Source organism: Streptosporangium sp. NPDC049644 (genome assembly GCF_040675205.1).
Classification (GTDB): domain Bacteria; phylum Actinomycetota; class Actinomycetes; order Streptosporangiales; family Streptosporangiaceae; genus Streptosporangium; species Streptosporangium fukuiense.
This window is the reverse complement of the sequence record NZ_JBFAOJ010000005.1, coordinates 43,352-60,051: the sequence shown is the minus strand read 5'-3', so window position 1 is coordinate 60,051 and position 16,700 is coordinate 43,352. Positions and strand designations below refer to the sequence as shown.

The 16,700-nt window shown below is 71.0% G+C and carries 14 protein-coding genes and 1 tRNA gene; 10 read left to right on the top strand and 5 right to left on the bottom strand.

The features are described from left to right. Positions 1-40 precede the first annotated feature (40 nt). Complete coding sequence (locus AB0J58_RS04110; protein WP_343976011.1) at positions 41-418, bottom strand: response regulator; 378 nt, start codon at positions 416-418, stop codon at positions 41-43. Between the two features lie 183 nt (positions 419-601). Here AB0J58_RS04110 and AB0J58_RS04105 point away from each other — a divergent pair, with 183 nt between their 5' ends. The 6 genes from AB0J58_RS04105 to AB0J58_RS04080 all read left to right on the top strand — a co-directional run bounded on the left by AB0J58_RS04105 (position 602) and on the right by AB0J58_RS04080 (position 6,265). Continuing rightward, positions 602-1,768, top strand: coding sequence for an NlpC/P60 family protein (locus AB0J58_RS04105; RefSeq protein ID WP_364209947.1), 1,167 nt, complete (start codon positions 602-604; stop codon positions 1,766-1,768). 91 nt (positions 1,769-1,859) lie between these two features. Further along, positions 1,860-1,931 (top strand) — tRNA-Arg (locus AB0J58_RS04100). 233 nt (positions 1,932-2,164) lie between these two features. Continuing rightward, positions 2,165-4,273, top strand: coding sequence for a histidine kinase (locus AB0J58_RS04095; protein ID WP_364209944.1), 2,109 nt, complete (start codon positions 2,165-2,167; stop codon positions 4,271-4,273). Further along, a complete protein-coding gene (locus AB0J58_RS04090; RefSeq protein WP_364209941.1) occupies positions 4,270-4,920 on the top strand; it encodes a response regulator transcription factor in 651 nt (216 codons plus the stop codon). Before AB0J58_RS04095 ends, AB0J58_RS04090 begins: the two co-directional genes overlap by 4 nt. Positions 4,921-5,314: 394 nt before the next feature. Further along, on the top strand, positions 5,315-5,935 hold the full coding sequence (locus AB0J58_RS04085; RefSeq protein ID WP_364209938.1) for a hypothetical protein: 621 nt from the start codon (positions 5,315-5,317) through the stop codon (positions 5,933-5,935). A 102-nt stretch (positions 5,936-6,037) separates the two neighbouring features. Continuing rightward, the gene (locus AB0J58_RS04080; protein ID WP_364209935.1) at positions 6,038-6,265 is read left to right on the top strand and encodes a hypothetical protein; all 228 of its coding nucleotides are present in this window, start codon (positions 6,038-6,040) and stop codon (positions 6,263-6,265) included. A gap of 11 nt (positions 6,266-6,276) precedes the next feature. Here AB0J58_RS04080 and AB0J58_RS04075 read toward each other — a convergent pair whose 3' ends face one another. Next, positions 6,277-8,043 carry a PD-(D/E)XK nuclease family protein gene (locus AB0J58_RS04075; protein ID WP_364209932.1) on the bottom strand — a complete coding sequence of 589 codons (1,767 nt, stop codon included), beginning with the start codon at positions 8,041-8,043 and terminating at the stop codon, positions 6,277-6,279. A gap of 480 nt (positions 8,044-8,523) precedes the next feature. On the opposite strand from AB0J58_RS04075, the gene AB0J58_RS04070 reads away from it, so the two are divergent. The 4 genes from AB0J58_RS04070 (at position 8,524) to AB0J58_RS04055 (ending at position 12,874) form a co-directional block, all read left to right on the top strand. Next, complete coding sequence (locus AB0J58_RS04070) at positions 8,524-9,396, top strand: polyphosphate polymerase domain-containing protein (RefSeq protein ID WP_364209929.1); 873 nt, start codon at positions 8,524-8,526, stop codon at positions 9,394-9,396. Between the two features lie 16 nt (positions 9,397-9,412). Next, positions 9,413-10,090: a DUF4956 domain-containing protein gene (locus AB0J58_RS04065; RefSeq protein WP_364209926.1), complete on the top strand. Its 678-nt coding sequence runs from the start codon at positions 9,413-9,415 to the stop codon at positions 10,088-10,090. 6 nt (positions 10,091-10,096) lie between these two features. Then, on the top strand, positions 10,097-11,794 hold the full coding sequence (locus AB0J58_RS04060) for a CotH kinase family protein (RefSeq protein WP_364209923.1): 1,698 nt from the start codon (positions 10,097-10,099) through the stop codon (positions 11,792-11,794). Between the two features lie 198 nt (positions 11,795-11,992). Further along, positions 11,993-12,874 carry a sugar isomerase gene (locus AB0J58_RS04055; protein WP_364209920.1) on the top strand — a complete coding sequence of 294 codons (882 nt, stop codon included), beginning with the start codon at positions 11,993-11,995 and terminating at the stop codon, positions 12,872-12,874. 106 nt (positions 12,875-12,980) lie between these two features. Here AB0J58_RS04055 and AB0J58_RS04050 read toward each other — a convergent pair whose 3' ends face one another. The 3 genes from AB0J58_RS04050 to AB0J58_RS04040 all read right to left on the bottom strand — a co-directional run bounded on the left by AB0J58_RS04050 (position 12,981) and on the right by AB0J58_RS04040 (position 16,632). Further along, positions 12,981-14,129: a geranylgeranyl reductase family protein gene (locus AB0J58_RS04050; protein WP_364209917.1), complete on the bottom strand. Its 1,149-nt coding sequence runs from the start codon at positions 14,127-14,129 to the stop codon at positions 12,981-12,983. Positions 14,130-14,251: 122 nt separating this feature from the next. Next, positions 14,252-15,217, bottom strand: a complete 966-nt coding sequence (locus AB0J58_RS04045) for a TIGR03557 family F420-dependent LLM class oxidoreductase (protein WP_343975869.1) — start codon at positions 15,215-15,217, stop codon at positions 14,252-14,254. A 77-nt stretch (positions 15,218-15,294) separates the two neighbouring features. Then, positions 15,295-16,632 carry an NAD(P)/FAD-dependent oxidoreductase gene (locus AB0J58_RS04040; RefSeq protein WP_364209914.1) on the bottom strand — a complete coding sequence of 446 codons (1,338 nt, stop codon included), beginning with the start codon at positions 16,630-16,632 and terminating at the stop codon, positions 15,295-15,297. Positions 16,633-16,700 lie beyond the last annotated feature (68 nt).

Sequence of the window (16,700 nt, the reverse complement as noted above, 5' to 3'; positions counted from 1 at the left end):
TGATCGGGGCCCGTTCCGTCCCGCCCGGTCAGGACCTGCTCTAACCGCTGCGCGCGGTCAGGGCCAGATCGCGGACGACCTGGATCAGCTCGGCGGGGTCGAAGGGTTTCGTCAGGTAGGCGTCGACTCCGATCCCGAGGCCCCGCCGCTTGTCGTCCTCCTGCGCCCGCGCGGTGATCAGGACCACCTTGATATGCCTGGTCCCCTTGTCGCCCCGCAGCCTGGTGGCGGTCATCCAGCCGTCCAGTCTGGGCATCATGACGTCCAGCGTGATGACGTCGGGCATCACGTCCAGCACCCGGTCCAGGCAGTCCTGCCCGTCGGAGGCCGTGTCGACCTGGAACCCCTCCAGGGTCAGGTTGACCGCGATGAGCTGCCGGATGACGTCGTCGTCATCCACTACCAGAACTCTGCCCAGAACCTCTCCCACGGCGTGAGGCTAACTCCTCTTTCCCGTCCCCGCGCGGGTTTCCGCGGATGTGTACGCACAGTTGTCCACAGGCGACAGGTTTTCCACAGAATCCTGTTCGGCTCCTTGGGGGTCACCCTCTCCCGCCGATCCTGGGGCCTCGATCCTTCAGCGAGCCCAAGGAGGGCGTGCGTGATCACCGCACTCGTCACCGTCTCCATCCTCTCGGCGACCCTCGCGGGGAGCCTCCAACTCCCCGCGCCCCGCCTCTCCCCGGAAGCCTGCGACATCTGGGCCGGCCTGCTCTCCACGGCCGCCCCGCGCTGGCTGCCGGAGGAGATCCGCACCGTCCTCACCTCCGCCTGCGAGACCCGGCGCCCCGTTCTCCAGGACACGGGAGCCTTGAGGGGCCGCCCCGCACCGGCACTGCCCGGCACCGTCCTCCCGGGCATGGACGGCGACCGGCCGGTGGACCTCGCGGACGAGGACGGTGAGTGGACGGGCGCCCCTCGAAGTCCTGACGGCGGCCTGACGGCCTACTCCCAGGGCTCCCAGGGCTCCCAGGGCTCCCAGGGCTCCCAGGGTGAGCATGACGAACGGCCGGGAAGCGACAGCCCTCAGGGAGGCGACCACCCCCGCCGCGTCCGACGGCTCGTCACCCCTCCGGATTCCCCTGCCAGGACCGGCACGGGTCCCCTCGCCGGTGCTTCGGTGGATCCTCCTGTCGGTTCGGGTTCCGCCTCCGCCCCCTCGGCGAAGCGGAGGGCTCCTCGGGTCTCCTCCCGGCCGGAGCCCTCGCGAGCGCTCGCCGAGCGGTCACAGCGCCCCCCACGCGGGTGGGAAACGCCATCCGGCGGATGGGCGGCGCCCTCACTCGGCCGGAAAGCCCCATCCAGGGGGCGGGCGGCGTCCGCACGCGGGCAGGCGGCGGTCTCGGGTGGACGCGGCGCGCCCTCGCGGGGACAGATCGCAGCGGTCGCGGCGCTCCGCCAGGTCGGCAGGCCGTACGTCTGGGGCGGCGGTTCGAGCGCCGGCCCGACCGGTGGGGGCTTCGACTGCTCAGGGCTCGCCCTGCACGCCTGGTCCAGGGCCGGGGCCAGGCTCCCCCACTACACCGGAGCCCAGTTCAGGCAGGGCCGCCGGGTGCCGTTCTCGCAGCTCCGAGCGGGAGACCTGGTCTTCTTCGGCGGAGGTGTCAAAGACCCCACCCACGTGGGCGTCTACGTGAAGGACGGCGTCATGGTCCACGCCCCGGGGGCCGGTGACGTCGTCAGGACGACCGACTTCGCCGCCTCGGCCTACCACCTCTCCCGCTACCGGGGCGCCGTCCGCCCCTCTCCGAGCCGGCCCGCCGGATGATCCTCCGTCCCCGAGCTCTCCCCGAAGATCGCTCGCTCCCCGAAGTGAGTGTCGGTCAACCCCAGGATGCTGGTAATGTAATGACGCGTTGGCCCCCTTAGCTCAGGGGATAGAGCACCGGCCTCCGGAGCCGGGAGCGCAAGTTCGAATCTTGCAGGGGGCACTTCTCAACAGCCAGGTCGGACAGGGTCCGGCCTGGCTGTCTGCTTGATCGGGCCGGATTCCGGTCTCGCCGTCTCGTGACGGTGGAAGGTAAAGAAATCCGGCAAGTGGTGTAGTTCCGCGTGATGGGGCGAACCATCGGCAGGCCCGGCTGTGTCCACTCCAGGCAGGACGCGGGTCCCGGCCGGGATGTCACCCCTGCATGGCTGGGCGCTATATGGCACTCTGGGCGATGTGCCCGACCCTTCCCTCGCCGGCTGCGTCCAGGTCCCGCCGGGGCACGCCTCCGGTGGCCATGCTGTCTCCACAGTCGGTGGTGCCTCTGCCGTGGACCGGCGCCTGGCGGTTGGGGCGGCGGTTCTCGCCGCGCTGTGCGTCGTGGCCTACGGGGCCGCCACCTGGCTTGACGTGGTGACCGGGACGGTGACGCGGCCCGAGCCACTGAACTGGGCGGTGTGGTCCTCGACGGTGCCCGGCGTGGCCTTCACGATCGCCGGGACCGTGCTGGCGGTGCGCCTGCCCCGCCACCTCATGACCTGGCTGCTCATCGCCGGAGGCGTCGTCGCCGCCGTGAACGGCCTGGCCGCCGCGTACGCGGTGCTGTCGCTGACCCGTCACGGTGGCGTGCTGCCGCTGACCCCGGCCGCGGTCTACGCGGGGGCGCGGCTGGGGCCGCTGTTGAACCTGTTTCCGCTGCTGGTGCTGCTGTTCTTTCCTGATGGGCGGCTGCCGTCACCGAGGTGGCGCTGGGCCGCGTGGCTGTCGCTGGGCACTACGGGCCTGACGGTCGTGCTGTTCCTCACCGTCCCGTGGCGGATCGAGTCGCCGGGCATGAACTGGCCGGGACTTGATCCGCCGTTCCCGTCACTTCCGGATGCGGTGTGGCGCTCGGCACTGGTGACGGCGCCGGCGCTGCTGGTGGTGAGCCTGCTGGTGGCGGTGGTGGCCTTCGCCTGGCGGTTCCGGGGTTCGGCGGGCGTTCGGCGGGCGCAGCTTCGCTGGATGCTGATGGCGGCGCTGCTGAACGTGATACTGATCCTGGCTTCCGCCCTGCTGGACGGGTTGCCGCAGGACCTGTCGTTCGTCGTCTCCCTGGTGGTGCTCGCAGCGGCGGTCATGGTGGCGGTGAGCCGGTACCGGCTCTATGACATCGACCCGGTGCTCGGCTGGACCCTCCTGTACGGCGGGCTCGCGGTCGCCGTCGTGGCGATCGACGTGCCGGTCTTCGTGGGGCTGGGGGCGATCATCGACGAGCCGGTGGCGGCGGTTCTGGCGGCGGTCCTGGTCGGGATGGTCTACGCGCCGCTACGGGAGCGGGTCCGGCGGCGGGTGAACCGGGTGTTGATGGGGCGGACGGAGCCGTACGAGGTGGTCTCGGCCCTTGCCCGGAGGCTTGAGGAGTCCGTGCGGCCGGAGGAGCTGTTGCTGCAGGTGGCGAAAGCGGTGTCGGCGGCGTTCCGTTCGCCGTACGTGCGGGTCGAGCTGGACCGAGCGGACGGGAAGACCGTCGTGGTGGAACACGGCATGCCTCGCGAGGACGTCGTGGTGCTGCCGTTCGCCTACCGTGACGCGTCGATCGGGCGGCTTGTCCTGGTACTGCGCGCGAGTGCGTGGCCGGTCGAATCCGACCAGCGACTGCTGGCCGACGTGGTACGGCAGGCTGCCGCAGCCGTGCGGGCGACCGCGCTGACCGAGGAACTGCAGCACAGCCGCGAGCGTCTGGTCACCGGCGTGGCCGAGGAGCGGCGCAGGCTGCGCCGGGACCTGCACGACGGGCTGGGGCCCACGCTGGCCGCCGCCGCGCTGAAGGTGGAGGCGGCGCACAACCTGCTCGGCCGGGATCCCGGTGCCGCCCGGGAGGCGCTGGACCAGGTGAGAAAGGATCTTGCCACGATGCTGGGGGACGTGCGGCGGGTCGTGCACGATCTGCGGCCGCCGGCTCTGGATCAGTTCGGCTTGGCCGGCGCGCTGCGGCAGGAGGCCGCCCGGTTCCGTAACGGCGGGCTCGCCGTGCGGGTGGAGACGGAGGGGGACCTGGCGGAGTTGTCCGCCGCGAGCGAGGTGGCGGCGTACCGGATCGTCTGCGAGGCTCTGACCAACGTCGCCCGGCACGCGGGCGCGGACACCTGCCACGTGCGCGTCGCCGTGGCGGGGAACAAGTTGGAGGTCGAGGTGACCGATGACGGGCGCGGGGTCCTGCCGGGTGCCGTGGTCGGGGTGGGCTTGGTCGGCATGCGTGAGCGCGCGGAGGAGTTGGGCGGCCAGTGCGCGGTCGGGGTCGGCCGCGGCGGCGGAACCCGGGTCCACGCCGTCCTGCCCGCCGGGGCGGTGACCTCCTCGTGACGCCGCGCGTACTGATCGCCGACGATCATCCCGTGTACCGGGACGGTCTGTGCATGATGCTCGCCTCGACCGGCCAGGCCGAGGTGGTGGGCACGGTCGCGGACGGGGAGAAGGCCGTCGCCGAGGCCGTCCGGCTGCGTCCCCAGGTCGTGGTGATGGATCTGCGGATGCCCAGGATGGACGGCGTGCAGGCCACCGAGCGGATCGTCGCCACCTGCCCGGATACGCACGTGCTGGTGCTCACGATGCACGAGGACGACGAGAGTGTCTTCGCCGCCATGCTCGCCGGCGCTCGCGGCTACCTGCTCAAGGGGGCTGAGCAGGCGGAGATCCTGCGCGCCATCACGGCGGTGGCCAGCGGGGAGGTGATCTTCGGGCCGACGCTCGCGGGGCGGGTGACGCGCTACTTCGCCCGGCTGGCTGTGGCCCGTCCGGCCCGAGAGGGGGCATTCCCCCAGCTCACCGGCCGGGAACGGGAGATACTCGACCTGATCGCGGCCGGCCTGTCCAATCGGATGATCGCCGAGCGGCTGTCGCTGGCGCCCAAGACGGTACGTAACAACGTGTCCAACGTTTTCGCCAAGCTTCAGGTCGCCGACCGAGCCCAGGCCATCATCCAGGCCCGCGAGGCCGGCCTTGGCCGGTGACCGGCGTGTTCTCGGCCTCGTGCGGGCGGTTCCCTCGCAAGGGTGCTCGCAAGGGTGAGTGAAGGGCGGCCGCCGGCTCCTGGGGGCGGCTGACAAGGTCGCACTGTCCGACGAGGTGGGGGCGGCTGAGCCCCCTCCGTGGACGCAACCCCCAGTCGGTCTGCTCGGCCGTTTCGTGGAGATGCTCACCGCCGCGTCTCTCCGCGAACATGACCGCTCACGGTGTCACACAGCCCGCCCGGCGTGCATGGGAGCGATGTCCCCGCCGATCCGGGACACCTGGCCCGGGTCATGCCGGGCCAACTCGGGTCTACGCGGGTGGCCGCGCTCCCTGGGCGCCCGGGACACACGTCCGGGATCGTGACCACCACCTACAAGCCCCGGAGGAACATCGATGTCCAGTCGCATCGTGCCCAGCAATGTCAATCCCAACGAGCCCGTCGCGCTCCAACGTACCGCTAACCCGGCGCGGATCCGGATCGCTGGACTGCTCCTGGCCGTCGGGTCCGTCTCCTGGGCGGTCGGCACCGTCATCGTCGGGGAAAAGATCAAGGAAGGCATCCAGACCCTCGACACCATCACCGGGATGCTGTTCGTCGTGGGCATGTTCGCCTTCGTCTGGACGGTGCTGGCCACCCGCGGCGTCGGCGACGGGTGGGCCCGGATCGTCCCGGCCGGTCTGCTCGTGCTGTTCGTCGGCGCGTTCCTGCTCAACGCGCTGTCCTTCGGCTACGCCAGGCACGAGGATTTCCCGCTGCCGCTGATGATCATGGACGCCTGCTGGCCGCTCAGCCAGATCGGCATGCTGGTCCTGGGCATCATCCTCGCGGTCAAGGCCCGCTACCAGGGAGCGCTGCGGTGGCTGCCGCTGCTGGTCGGCATGTGGTTCCCGGTGTCCATAGTGGCCGACATCATTGGCGGTGGCACCTTCTCGGTGTACGTCAGCGGGGTGTGGCTGGTCGTCATGCACGCCCACCTGGGTGTCCGTCTCGCCCTCCGTCCCATCTCGCTGTAAGGCCGGCCCGAACTCGGGTCTGACCTGGGGTTGGAGCGCCGAAACGGGCGGGACTCCGGTTTCACGGAGTCCCGCCCGTTCTCGTTGAGGTCCGTGGCGCCCGTGCCCACGGCTCCTGGGCCGCGCCCGGTCGGCGGCCGCCCGCGCCCCAGATCCGGCCTTGCCGGTAGTGGGCCTTGTCCTCCTGGCGGCTATCGCCTGCTGCTCTCCATCGACGTCAGCGTCCTCTACCTCGCGCTGCCGCACCTGGGCACCGCCGTCTACCGCTGCCTCGCCGTCCTCGCGATCGTGACCCTCCGCCACCACGACCACCCCCCTGCGGCGGAGTGATCGGGGACCGGTCAGAACGGAGGTTCGTCGTCGGGTTCGGGGTCGGCGAGGATGGCCGCGAGCGCTTCGATGTGACCGTCCAGCCGGCCGGGGCTCGCCAGGACCTCCCCGGTGAGGGGATCGAAGGTGAGATCGTCCACCGCGGGTAGGCCGGAACCCGAGGCGTCCGGGCACCAGCGGGACACCGGGCAGAACCGGCACCAGGCTCCCGGGGCGGCACGGAAGGTGACGTCGCGGTGCCAGGACCGGACCCGGTCGAGGACGACCGCCCTGGCGGTCGAGACGGTCGCCGGGTCGGCCGCGTCGAAGGTGAGCACCTCGGCGGAGTCCGGGGTGAGCTGCTCCAGCTCGACCAGCCCGTCGGTGTCCCCGAAGACGCCGGCGGCGATCAGGCGGACCGCCAGGGCGAGCTGGGGGACCATCTCCAGCGCGTTTCCCACGGTGATGCCGCGCGGCACGGCCGACGTCTTCTGCTCGCGGTAGACGAGGCGTCCGTCCACCCGGCGGAGGAGATCCGGGTGGGCGAGCACCAGCACATCGGCCCGCGCGTCGTACGCGGCGACCTTCGGCTCGGGTCTGACCTCGGTGACCTCGCCCGGACCGCGCAGCGGGCATACCGCCAGATGCCGGAGCAGGTACGGCCGGGCCCGGTGGTACTCCTGGCGCTCCATCAACTCGTCGGCGATGCAGCAGTCATCGGCGCCTGACTCCGGCAGGTCCGCCAGGGTGCAGGGCCTGCCACGGGTGTGCGCGGCCTCAAGCCACGCGTGCGCGTGCCGGCCGCGCTCGGCGGCCGGGCTCGTCTCCCAGTCGCCGGGCAGCCGGAGCTCTCGCAGGTGAGCCTGTGCCGGGCAGACTTGGTAGTAGCGGGACGTCGTGATCGACCATGTCCGCAGGTGCGTGCCCCGGTCGTCGAGGCCGAGCAGGCCGGGGGCGTGCGCGAGGTCCCCGCAGGAGGCCCGTGCCTTGCACTCGGCGCAGTCCCGCCCCGGGGCCCGGCCGCCACCGGCCAGCAGCCGGGCCGTCGCGGGTCTGACGTTCGAGGCGTAGGCGCCGCGGATCCCCTCCAGATCCGCCGTGTCGACAAGGACCTGCTCCGTGCCGGTGGTCAACCCGACCTCGACCACCCGTACTCGCCGGGGGGCGGGAACGGGCCGCACCGGGACGGGGATGGCGCGATGCAGCTCCGACGGCTCCGTCACCTGCTTGCCGACCGCCGCCACGTACGCCATCGCCTGGGTGGACGGAACATCCGTGCCGCCCAGGGGGCGGCGCAGGCGCATCCGCCGGAACTCCACCGTCGTACCGTCCGGTGAGCCGTACCACCGGCCCCACACGGTGAGGGATCGCATCTCCGCGGGGGACCGGCCACCCTGGACGATCCGCGGCCGGTGCTCGGGCCGGAGCTCCACCCCCTCGGAGGCGAGTGTGGCGGCCAGGCTCTCGGAGACCTCCAGGTAGGTGTGGCAGGCGTGCTCGATCCAGTTGGCGACTCCCGGATGCACGGTGTCGCGGGCGTTTCCGAGGACCCTCGGCAGAGCCTCGTCGATCGGGGTGCCCTCGAACTCGACAGCGTCGAGCACGCCCATCACCAGGCCGAGTGGAAAGGTCTCCCAGGGCGCGTACCTGCGCCTTTCGGAGACCCGCGGCCACAGTTTCGGGCGAGCCTTGACCGCCGCGAAGTCTCCGCAGTCACCGTCCCGGCGGTCGAGCAGGCTCGCCGACAGCCTGACGACATCGGGGTTTCCGGTGAATTCGGTACTGGGGGGCTGACTCAACGCACTCTCCTCGGTATGGGGGAAGTAAAGAGGTGCTACTGCGGTGTAACACAGTGAAACATATTGTGAATTAGAGTCACAAGTTTTTAGATGATAGATGGAAATCCCCAGATGAAACATGGCGACCGGGTGTCCGTCACGGGGAGAGGACCGGCCCCTTTCGTGGTCCGTGCTTAACGACGGGTTACCACCGTTCGTCCGCCGGATGAATGGAAGTTGACATGCTTCTCAGACGACTCTCATCGAGGGCACGTAGAACGACGTCATGAACGGTTCGGTCGCGGCGAAGGCGCCGGTCGCCGGTGACGGGCCCGACATCCGTGAGCCGCCGTCCGGGGCACTCCGGCCGGGCGGCCTAGCCGTGCGGACCGCCGCTCGCGGGACGCGCGTGTCCGGAGCGTCCCGCGCCTGGGGCTCGGACACGTCGCTCCCGGGTTCGCACCATGACATGTCCGCCGACGCTCTCTCGAATGGAGCAACATGCTGCGCAGACTTCGCAGGTCGTCCGCGATCGCGGACGGCCCCGCGGATCCCGGGGACGGTGGCGGGGACGGGCGGGTGCCCGATGCCGGGCGCGCGCTACGTGCGCCGAGCCGGCTGCACGCGTTCAACCGCTACGAGATCAAGTATCTGGTCGACACCGGTCTGGTGGACGGGCTCCGGGACGAGATGGAGCGGCGGCTCGACCGCGACGCGCACAGCGGGGACGAGGGGTACGGCATCTGGAGTGTCTACTACGACACCCGCGGGCTCCGCTTCTACTGGGAGAAGATCGAGGGCCTGAAGTTCCGGCGCAAGCTGCGGATCAGGCACTACGGCGACCGTTTCAAGGTCACCGCGGACACGCCGGTGTTCGTCGAGATCAAGCAGCGGGTCAACCGGGTCACCCAGAAGCGCCGGGTCCGCCTGCCGTACGCCGACGCGCTGCGGTTGTGCGACGGGCGCGAGCCGGTCGAGCACACCGAGGCGGAGCGGCCCTTCGTCGAGGAGGTTCTGGACCTGGTCTGCAGGCTCGACCTGCGGGCCACCGCGATGACCGGCTACCAGCGGCACGCCTATGTGGGCCGGGACGCCGACGTCGGCCTCCGGGTCACCTTCGACCAGCGCGTACGGGGCCGCGACCGGGACTTCCACATCGGCGCCGACGCCCAGAACCGGTTCATCGTCCCGCCCACCAAATCGATCATCGAGGTCAAGGCGAACGAGCGGGTTCCCTACTGGCTCACCGATCTGACCGCCGAACGGAACCTGCAGGTGGTGCGGGTCTCCAAGTACTGCCAGAGCGTGGAGGCCTTCGGGCGGGCCCCTCGGTCGATCTTCCACGTCCCCGACCATGACCCCCACTCCGCCTGATGGAGGCGTAACCCCCATGAACTTCGATTTCCAGGACCTGTCCGGCACCTTCAGTGTGATGGACATCGCCATCGCGATGTCGCTGTCGTTCGTGCTCAGCGTGATGATCGGCTGGGTGTACCGGGCGACGCACCGCAACGTCTCCTACAGCCAGTCCTACGTCCAGACGCTGGTCATCCTCGGCATGATCATCTCGCTGATCATGCTGGTCGTCGGTTCCAACATCGCGCGCGCGTTCGCGCTGGTCGGCGCGCTCTCCGTGGTCCGGTTCCGCAACGCGATCAAGGAGACCCGGGACGTCGGTTTCATCTTCCTGGTGATGGCCGTCGGCATGGCCGTGGGTACCCGCTTCTACGTCCTGGCCGCCGTCGCCGCCGTGGCGATCTCGCTGGTCATCATGATCATGAATCGCTTCAACTGGTTCCACCTGAACGTCCAGCGCCAGGTGGTCAAGGTTCAGGTGCCCTCGGACGAGGACTACACCCACACGATCCAGGACGTGCTGATCCGGCACACCGACGAGTTCGAACTGGTGAGCATGGAGTCGATCCGCGGTGGCGCGCTGACCGAGCTGATGTACACGGTCAAGATCAAGAAGGGCGGCGAGCCCGCGAGCCTGATCGCGGCTCTGCGGGAGCGCAACAGCGGCCAGCCGGTCACGGTCCTGACCGGGTACGACCAGACCGACCTGTAGGCGGCCATGACCATTCCCAAGAACCGGCCGCGGCTGCGGCACCGGATTCCGGTCAGGCTCCGGCACCACTGGAGGGTGGTCGCCGTCTTCGCCGTGTTCCTGCTGGTGGTGGGTGCGGGCTTCGGCACCGGGACGATCCGGCCCTACGTCACCACCGGGCAGGTCGCCGCGGCGCGGACGGTCACCCAGGACATCGCGGGCACCGAGGACATCTTCGACACCGCGGTCTCGCACAGCGTCCAGATCACGTTCAAGGACGGGGCCTACCGGGACATGCTGGAGGAGTACTTCAAGGAGGGGGAGAAGAAGTACGTCGAGGCCGACCTGGTCATCGACGGGACCACCCTGCCGAGCGTGGGCATCCGGCTGAAGGGCAACTCCACGTTGAGGGGGCTCACCTGGAACGGCAAGTCCCGCACCGGGGAGCGGGGCGGCGGCCCCGGCGGCGGGCGCCCGGGGAACTTCCAGCCTCCCGAGGGCTTCCAGCCGCCGGAGGGCTTCCAGCCGCCGGACGGCGGTGCGGAGGGTGGCGGGCTGGGGCGGGGTCCGGGCGGTGCCATGACCGCGCTCAAGGCGGAGGAACCCGAGAACCTGCCCTGGCTGATCAGCTTCGACGAGTTCGTGGACGGGCGCCGTTACCAGGGGCACTCGCAGATGGCCGTGCGTCCCGCGACCGGGCAGTCCCCGACCCTGCTGAACGAGGCACTGGCGATCTCGCTGGTCGGCGCGGCCGGCGAGCCGACCCAGCGGTACACCTACAGCTCGTTCACGGTCAACGGCCGCTCCTCGGCTCCACGTCTGCTGGTGGAGTATCTCGACGAGGGATACGCGGAGCGGCTCGGCGACGGCGTGCTGTACAAGTCGCTCGCCTCAAGCGGCTTCAGCTACAAGGGAGAGGACCAGACCGCCTACGGCACCGACTTCAAACAGGTCAACAAGGTGGGAGGTAAGGACCTGCAGCCGATCATCGACCTGGTCAAGTGGGTGGAGCAGGCCTCCGACGAGGAGTTCGCCGCCGGGCTGGCCGACCGGGTGGACGTGGAGTCCTTCGCCCGCTATCTCGTCCTGCAGAACCTGATGGTCAACTTCGACGACATGAGCGGTCCCGGGCGTAACTACTACCTGTGGTACGACCTGGACGACAAGAAGTTCACCGTCATCGCCTGGGACCTCAACTTCGCCTTCAACGGCAACGCCACGGCGGGACCGAACGACACGATCGGCATGGGGTTCGGCAGGGGCGGCCCGACGCAGGAGGCGGGGTCCCAGGCTCAGCCGGCCCAGGACCCACGGTCCCAGTCCCGGCCGACCGGGAGCGGGCAGCCGCAGGTTCAGCCGACGCGAGGCGGGCAGCCACAGGACGGTGCCGGTCAGGACGGTGCCGGTCAGGACGGTGCCGGCCAGGAGGGCGGCGCGCGTCAGGTCAGCCCGATGAGCGGGCCGCGGATGGGCCACGTCTTGAAGGACAGGTTCCTGAAGACGCCCGCCTTCAAGAAGGTCTACGAGGAGCAGTACCGGAACCTGTACCAGAAGCTCCTGGGAGGCGGAGCCGCCGCCACGCTGCTCGACGACATCGTGAAGTCCTACCGGCTGAACGAGGGCGCCGACACCGCCAAGGTCGAGGCCGACGCCACGTCGCTCCGTACCACCCTCAAGACCCGCGCCGAGGCGCTGGGCTCGGACAAGGTGATCGCCGGCGGGTGATCCCGCGAGGAACGGCGGAGTCCCGCCGTTCCTCGCTCCCTTTCCTCGGGGCCTCACCGGCATGCGATGATCCACCCTGGTCGGTGAAGGTGCCCCGGCGGGGGCGACACGGGCACCGGCGTGCCGTGCCCGCGCGCGCCGAGCCCGCTCGAACACGGCATGCCGCGAAGACGAACAGGCATCGATGGGGAGGCGCGCATGGAACACGTCCTGCGGGAGATCGCCAGCCAGCCCGAGTGCTGGCGGCGGGCGCTGGAGCTGGGCGCGGCGAGCCCGGCGGGCCTGCCGGAGGCGGGCGAGCGGGTCGCCGTGATCGGCTGCGGGACCTCGCTCTACATGGCGCAGTCCTACGCGGTCCTGCGCGAGCGGTCGGGGCAGGGGGAGACCGACGCGTTCGCCGCCTCCGAACTGCCCGCACGCCGCTACGACCGACTGGTGGCGATCACCCGGTCCGGGACCACGACGGAGGTGTTGCACGCCCTCGGCGCGGCCGCCAGGACCGACCCGGGGATCTCGACCGTCGTCATCACCGCCGACCCCGCGACCCCGGTGTCCGGCCTGGCGGAGACGGTGATCGCGCTGGAGTTCGCCGACGAGCGCTCCGTGGTGCAGACCAGGTTCGCCACCAGCGGGCTCGCCCTGCTCCGCGCGCACCTCGGGGAGGCTCCCGCGGACCTGGCCGCGCAGGCCGAGGCCGCGCTCGCCGCACCGCTCCCCGAAGGGGCGCTCTCGCGGCGGCAGTTCACCTTCCTCGGCAGCGGGTGGACCAACGGCCTGGCCCAGGAGGCGGCACTGAAGCTGAGGGAGTCGGCGCTGGCCTGGGCGGAGGCGTACCCCGCGATGGAGTACCGGCACGGGCCGATCAGCATCGCCGACGGGAACAGCCTGGTGTGGTTCTTCGGCGGCCCGGAGGAACTGCGTGAGGAGCTGACCCGCATCGGGGCCCTGACCACGGCCGCGGAACTCGACCCGCTGGCCGACCTCGTCAGAGCCCAGCGCCTGGCGGTCGAGTTGTCCCGATCGCGCGGTCTCGACCCGGACAGTCCACGCAACCTGAGCCGTTCGGTGATTCTCAGGTAACCGCGATGAGGACCACGAGGCGTGGATCGGCGTCGTTGACCGGTGGTTCTCAGGTGGCCGGGAGAAGCCGCCGTGCCGTCACCCGGGGAGCGGGCGTGCGCGGTGTTCAGCGCCGTCGGACGCCGCTCGCGATCCAGCGGCGGACCACGGCCAGTGCCAGCGGGAGCGGTACGGTGCCCGCGCCGAGGCCCACGTCGACCAGCAGGTCGAACACCTCCTTGCGGCGGGCGGCCGTGTCGATCGCCGCGTCGATGAAGCCGGGTGACTGGGCGGCGAGGGCGAGCACGTCCGTGGTGCGCAGGTGCCGTCCGAGTGCCTTCCTCAGCTCGCGCCGGTAGGCGGGCAGCGGGTCGGCGGCGGCCCGCACGGCCGCCTCGCCGGCGAGGCGGCCGGAGACCAGGGCGTAGTAGATGCCCTCGCCGGTGAGCGGGTTGATGAGACCGGCGGCGTCGCCGGCGAGCATCACCCGCCCGGAGCCCGGCCTCGGCCGCCCCGGGGACAGGGGCAGGTGGTGGGCGCGCAGGTCGTGGGCGCTCAGCTGGGGCAGCAGTTCGGCGAGCCGGCCGTGCAGCACCTCGCGGCCCGGCAGGCCGGTGGCGCGCAGCCTCGGCAGGAGCATCCCGAAGCCGATGTTGGCGGTGCCGTCGCCGATGGGGAACGACCACGCGTACGCGGGCCATCCGTCCTGCTGCATGAAGATGGACTGCACGTCGTCGTCGGCGGGTACGTCGGCGTAGCCGCGTACGGCGATCGCGGTGTGCCTGTCGGGGGCGGGGGAGACGCCGATGAGGCGCCGCATCGTCGAGTTGGCCCCGTCGGCGGCGACGACGGCGCGGGCGGTGACGGTGCCGTCGAGGACGATGCGGTCGTCGAGGACGGCGAGCGAGCGGACGTGGTGGCGGCGGACCTCGACACCGCGGGCACGGGCGGCGTCGACGAGGCGGGCGTCGAAGACCCGGCGGGGGACGACGTGGTTGGGCCGGGCGGAGGTGGCCGAGACACGCGCGCCGCCGGGGGAGACCACCGCCAGGCGCCGCGTCGGCCGGTGGTCGGCGATGAGGTCGGGGATGCCCAGCAGGGCGAGTTCGTCACGGCAGTGGGCGGCGATGCCGTCGCCGCAGGCCTTGTCGCGGGGGAAGTCGGCCCGATCGAGCAGGAGCACCCGCGTGTCAGGCCGGAGCTGCCTCGCGCGCAGCGCGGCCGCCGCCCCCGCGGGCCCACCGCCGACGACCGCCAGATCCCACACGTCATTCACCCGGTGAACCTTCCCTGTGCGCTCCTGCGGAACCGCCTGGCCGTCGCTCTCCGCGAAGGGAGGAGCCGAGCCGGCGCGGACCCGGCCCCCGGACCATCTCGCCCGTTTCCCGCCGGGAGCCACTAGAGGCGGCTCAGGGCGGGAAGCAGTTCCTTCTCGGACCAGTCGAAGAACATGCCCTGGTGCTCGTGGCCGATCTGGACCAGGGCGACGTGCGTGAAACCGGCGTCGGTGTAGGCGCGCACCGCCTCCACCACGGCGTCCACGTCGGGACCGCACGGCACCTTCGCCGTGATGTCCTCCGGCCGCACGGTCTGGGCGCCGGCGGCGAAGTTGACGGGCCCGGGGAGCTCGGCCATGACCTTCCAGCCGGCCGCCGACCAGCGCCACAGCCGGTGCGCCCGCTCCGTGGCGGCCGCCACGTCGGGGTCGTAGCAGATCGCGAGCTGGCCGTAGACGGGCTTGCCCGCGCCACCCGCGTCGGCGAACACGCGCACCAGGTCCGCGTCGGGATCGATCGCGACCAGCGCGTCCCCGTACTCGGCGGCGATGTTCCCCGAACGGCCGCCGGAGGCGGCGATCGCCAGCGGGACGGGCTGCTCGGGCAGGTCGAACAGCTTGGCTGAGTCGACGTCGAAGAACTCGCCACGATAGTTGACGTACTCGCCCTCGAACAGCTCCCTGATGATCTGTATGGCCTCCCTGAACATCAGGTGCCGGGTGTCGGCCGATGGCCAGCCCTCCCCGATCACGTGCTCGTTGAGGTTCTCCCCCGCGCCCAGCCCCAGCGTGAAGCGGCCTTCGCTCAGCACTCCCATGGTCGCCGCCTTCTGCGCCACCACCGCCGGGTGGTAGCGCATGATCGGGCAGGTCACGTACGTCATCAGGGGCAGTCGCGCGGTGGCCTGCGCGGCCGCGCCGAGCACCGACCAGGCGTACGGGGAGTGCCCCATCTCCTCCAGCCACGGGAAGTAGTGGTCGGAGATGACCGCGTAGTCGAAGCCGACCCGCTCGGCCGTGGCGACGTCCTCGACCAACTGCCTGGCGGGCGTCTGCTCGCACATCATCGTGTAACCGATTTCTGCCATACCCGGCCCCTTACCCCGCTTCGGTGCGGCATCGCCGAGAGGGCCGAAGATTTCGCCGTCCTTTACGCTTCATCCGCTCAGGCTCGCCTCGCCGGCTCGGGCTCCGGGGCGCTCACTCCGTGCGGACGCTCGGGGGTGGTGGAGGTGAGCGGGACCTCCGCGCCGCTGACCATGCCCAGCTGGACGGTCTGGCGAGGCAGCACGAGGTCCAGCAGCCAGCTCCCGGCGATGCGCGCCCGGCCGTGCGGGACGGCCAGCAGGTGGTAACCCCGGGTCACCGCCTTGGCGGCCAAGCCGGACAATGGAACGCCCAGCGGGTCCGCGGCGGCGGCGGCCCCGCCCAGGTCGACGGCGAACCCCAGGTCGTTGTGCCGGTACGGCCGGAGCCGTCCGCGACCGTACGAGGCGGCGATGTTGCGGGCGGCACGTCTGCCCTGGCGGCCGGCGTGCTGGGCGGTCATCGCGGTGTACCGGCCGGGGCGGGTGAGGTCCGGCACCGCGGCCGCGTCGCCGCAGGCGTAGATCTCCGGGTGTCCCGGCACCCGCAGGTATTCGTCGACGAGCAGTCGCCCCTTCTCGGTCGGCAGCCCCAGTGACTCCACCATCGGGTCGGGGCGCACGCCGACGCACCAGATCAGCGACCGGGTCGCCACGAACTCCCCGTCGGAGAGTTCGACGCCGTCCGCCGTCGCCTCGGCCACGCTCGTACCGGTGCGGATCTCCACGCCCCGCTCCGACAGCGTCCGGTGCGCGGTCCGCGACAGGCGCTCGTCGAGTTCGGGGAGGATGCGCGGGGCGACGTCGGCGAGGATCCAGCGGACCGGCTGGTCACGCAACTCCGGCAGCCTCCTGAGGATGTCGAGGGTGAGCAACTGTCCCTGGGCCGCCACCTCGGTACCGGTGTACCCGGCGCCCACGACCACGAAGGTGCACCGGGCCCTGCGCTCCTCGGGGGAGGAGGAGGTGGCGGCCAGTTCGATCTGGCGGATCAGGTGGTCGCGCAGGTAGAGGGCCTCGGCGATGCTGCGGAAACCGTGGGCGTGCTCGGCGACACCGGGTATGGGGAGCAGCTTGTTGACGCTGCCGACCGCGATCACCAGGCGGTCGTAGCTCAGCTCGCGGGGGTTGCCCTCGGCGTCCGTGCACCTCAGGCGGCGTGCCTCGATGTCGACGGTGTCCGCGGTGGCGAGCAGATGCCGCACGCCGGGGTGGTTTCCGGCCAGCGGGATCGCCACCTTGCGCGGGTCGAGGATCCCCGCCGCGACCTCGGGCAGCAGCGGCAGGTAGAGGAAGTAGTCGGTCGGGTTGATCAGGACGATCTCGATCGCGCCCTTCGCCATCCTGGAAAGGGTGCGAACCGCGGTGAAGCCCGCGAACCCTCCTCCGATCACGACGACTCGCTGTCGCTGGGTCATGAGGTGTTCCTTTCGACGCTCCGTATTCCAGCGGAGTGCCCTTTTCACTCCCGGGTCAAGCACGGCGG

What these genes read in the sequence shown, in the direction of transcription:
- AB0J58_RS04040 (WP_364209914.1), bottom strand. Translation starts at nt 16,632, where the DNA reads ATGACCCAGCGACAGCGAGTCGTCGTGATCGGAGGAGGGTTCGCGGGC.
- AB0J58_RS04045 (WP_343975869.1), bottom strand. Translation starts at nt 15,217, where the DNA reads ATGGCAGAAATCGGTTACACGATGATGTGCGAGCAGACGCCCGCCAGG.
- AB0J58_RS04060 (WP_364209923.1), top strand. Translation starts at nt 10,097, where the DNA reads ATGACCATTCCCAAGAACCGGCCGCGGCTGCGGCACCGGATTCCGGTC.
- AB0J58_RS04085 (WP_364209938.1), top strand. Translation starts at nt 5,315, where the DNA reads ATGTCCAGTCGCATCGTGCCCAGCAATGTCAATCCCAACGAGCCCGTC.
- AB0J58_RS04055 (WP_364209920.1), top strand. Translation starts at nt 11,993, where the DNA reads ATGGAACACGTCCTGCGGGAGATCGCCAGCCAGCCCGAGTGCTGGCGG.
- AB0J58_RS04070 (WP_364209929.1), top strand. Translation starts at nt 8,524, where the DNA reads ATGCTGCGCAGACTTCGCAGGTCGTCCGCGATCGCGGACGGCCCCGCG.
- AB0J58_RS04065 (WP_364209926.1), top strand. Translation starts at nt 9,413, where the DNA reads ATGAACTTCGATTTCCAGGACCTGTCCGGCACCTTCAGTGTGATGGAC.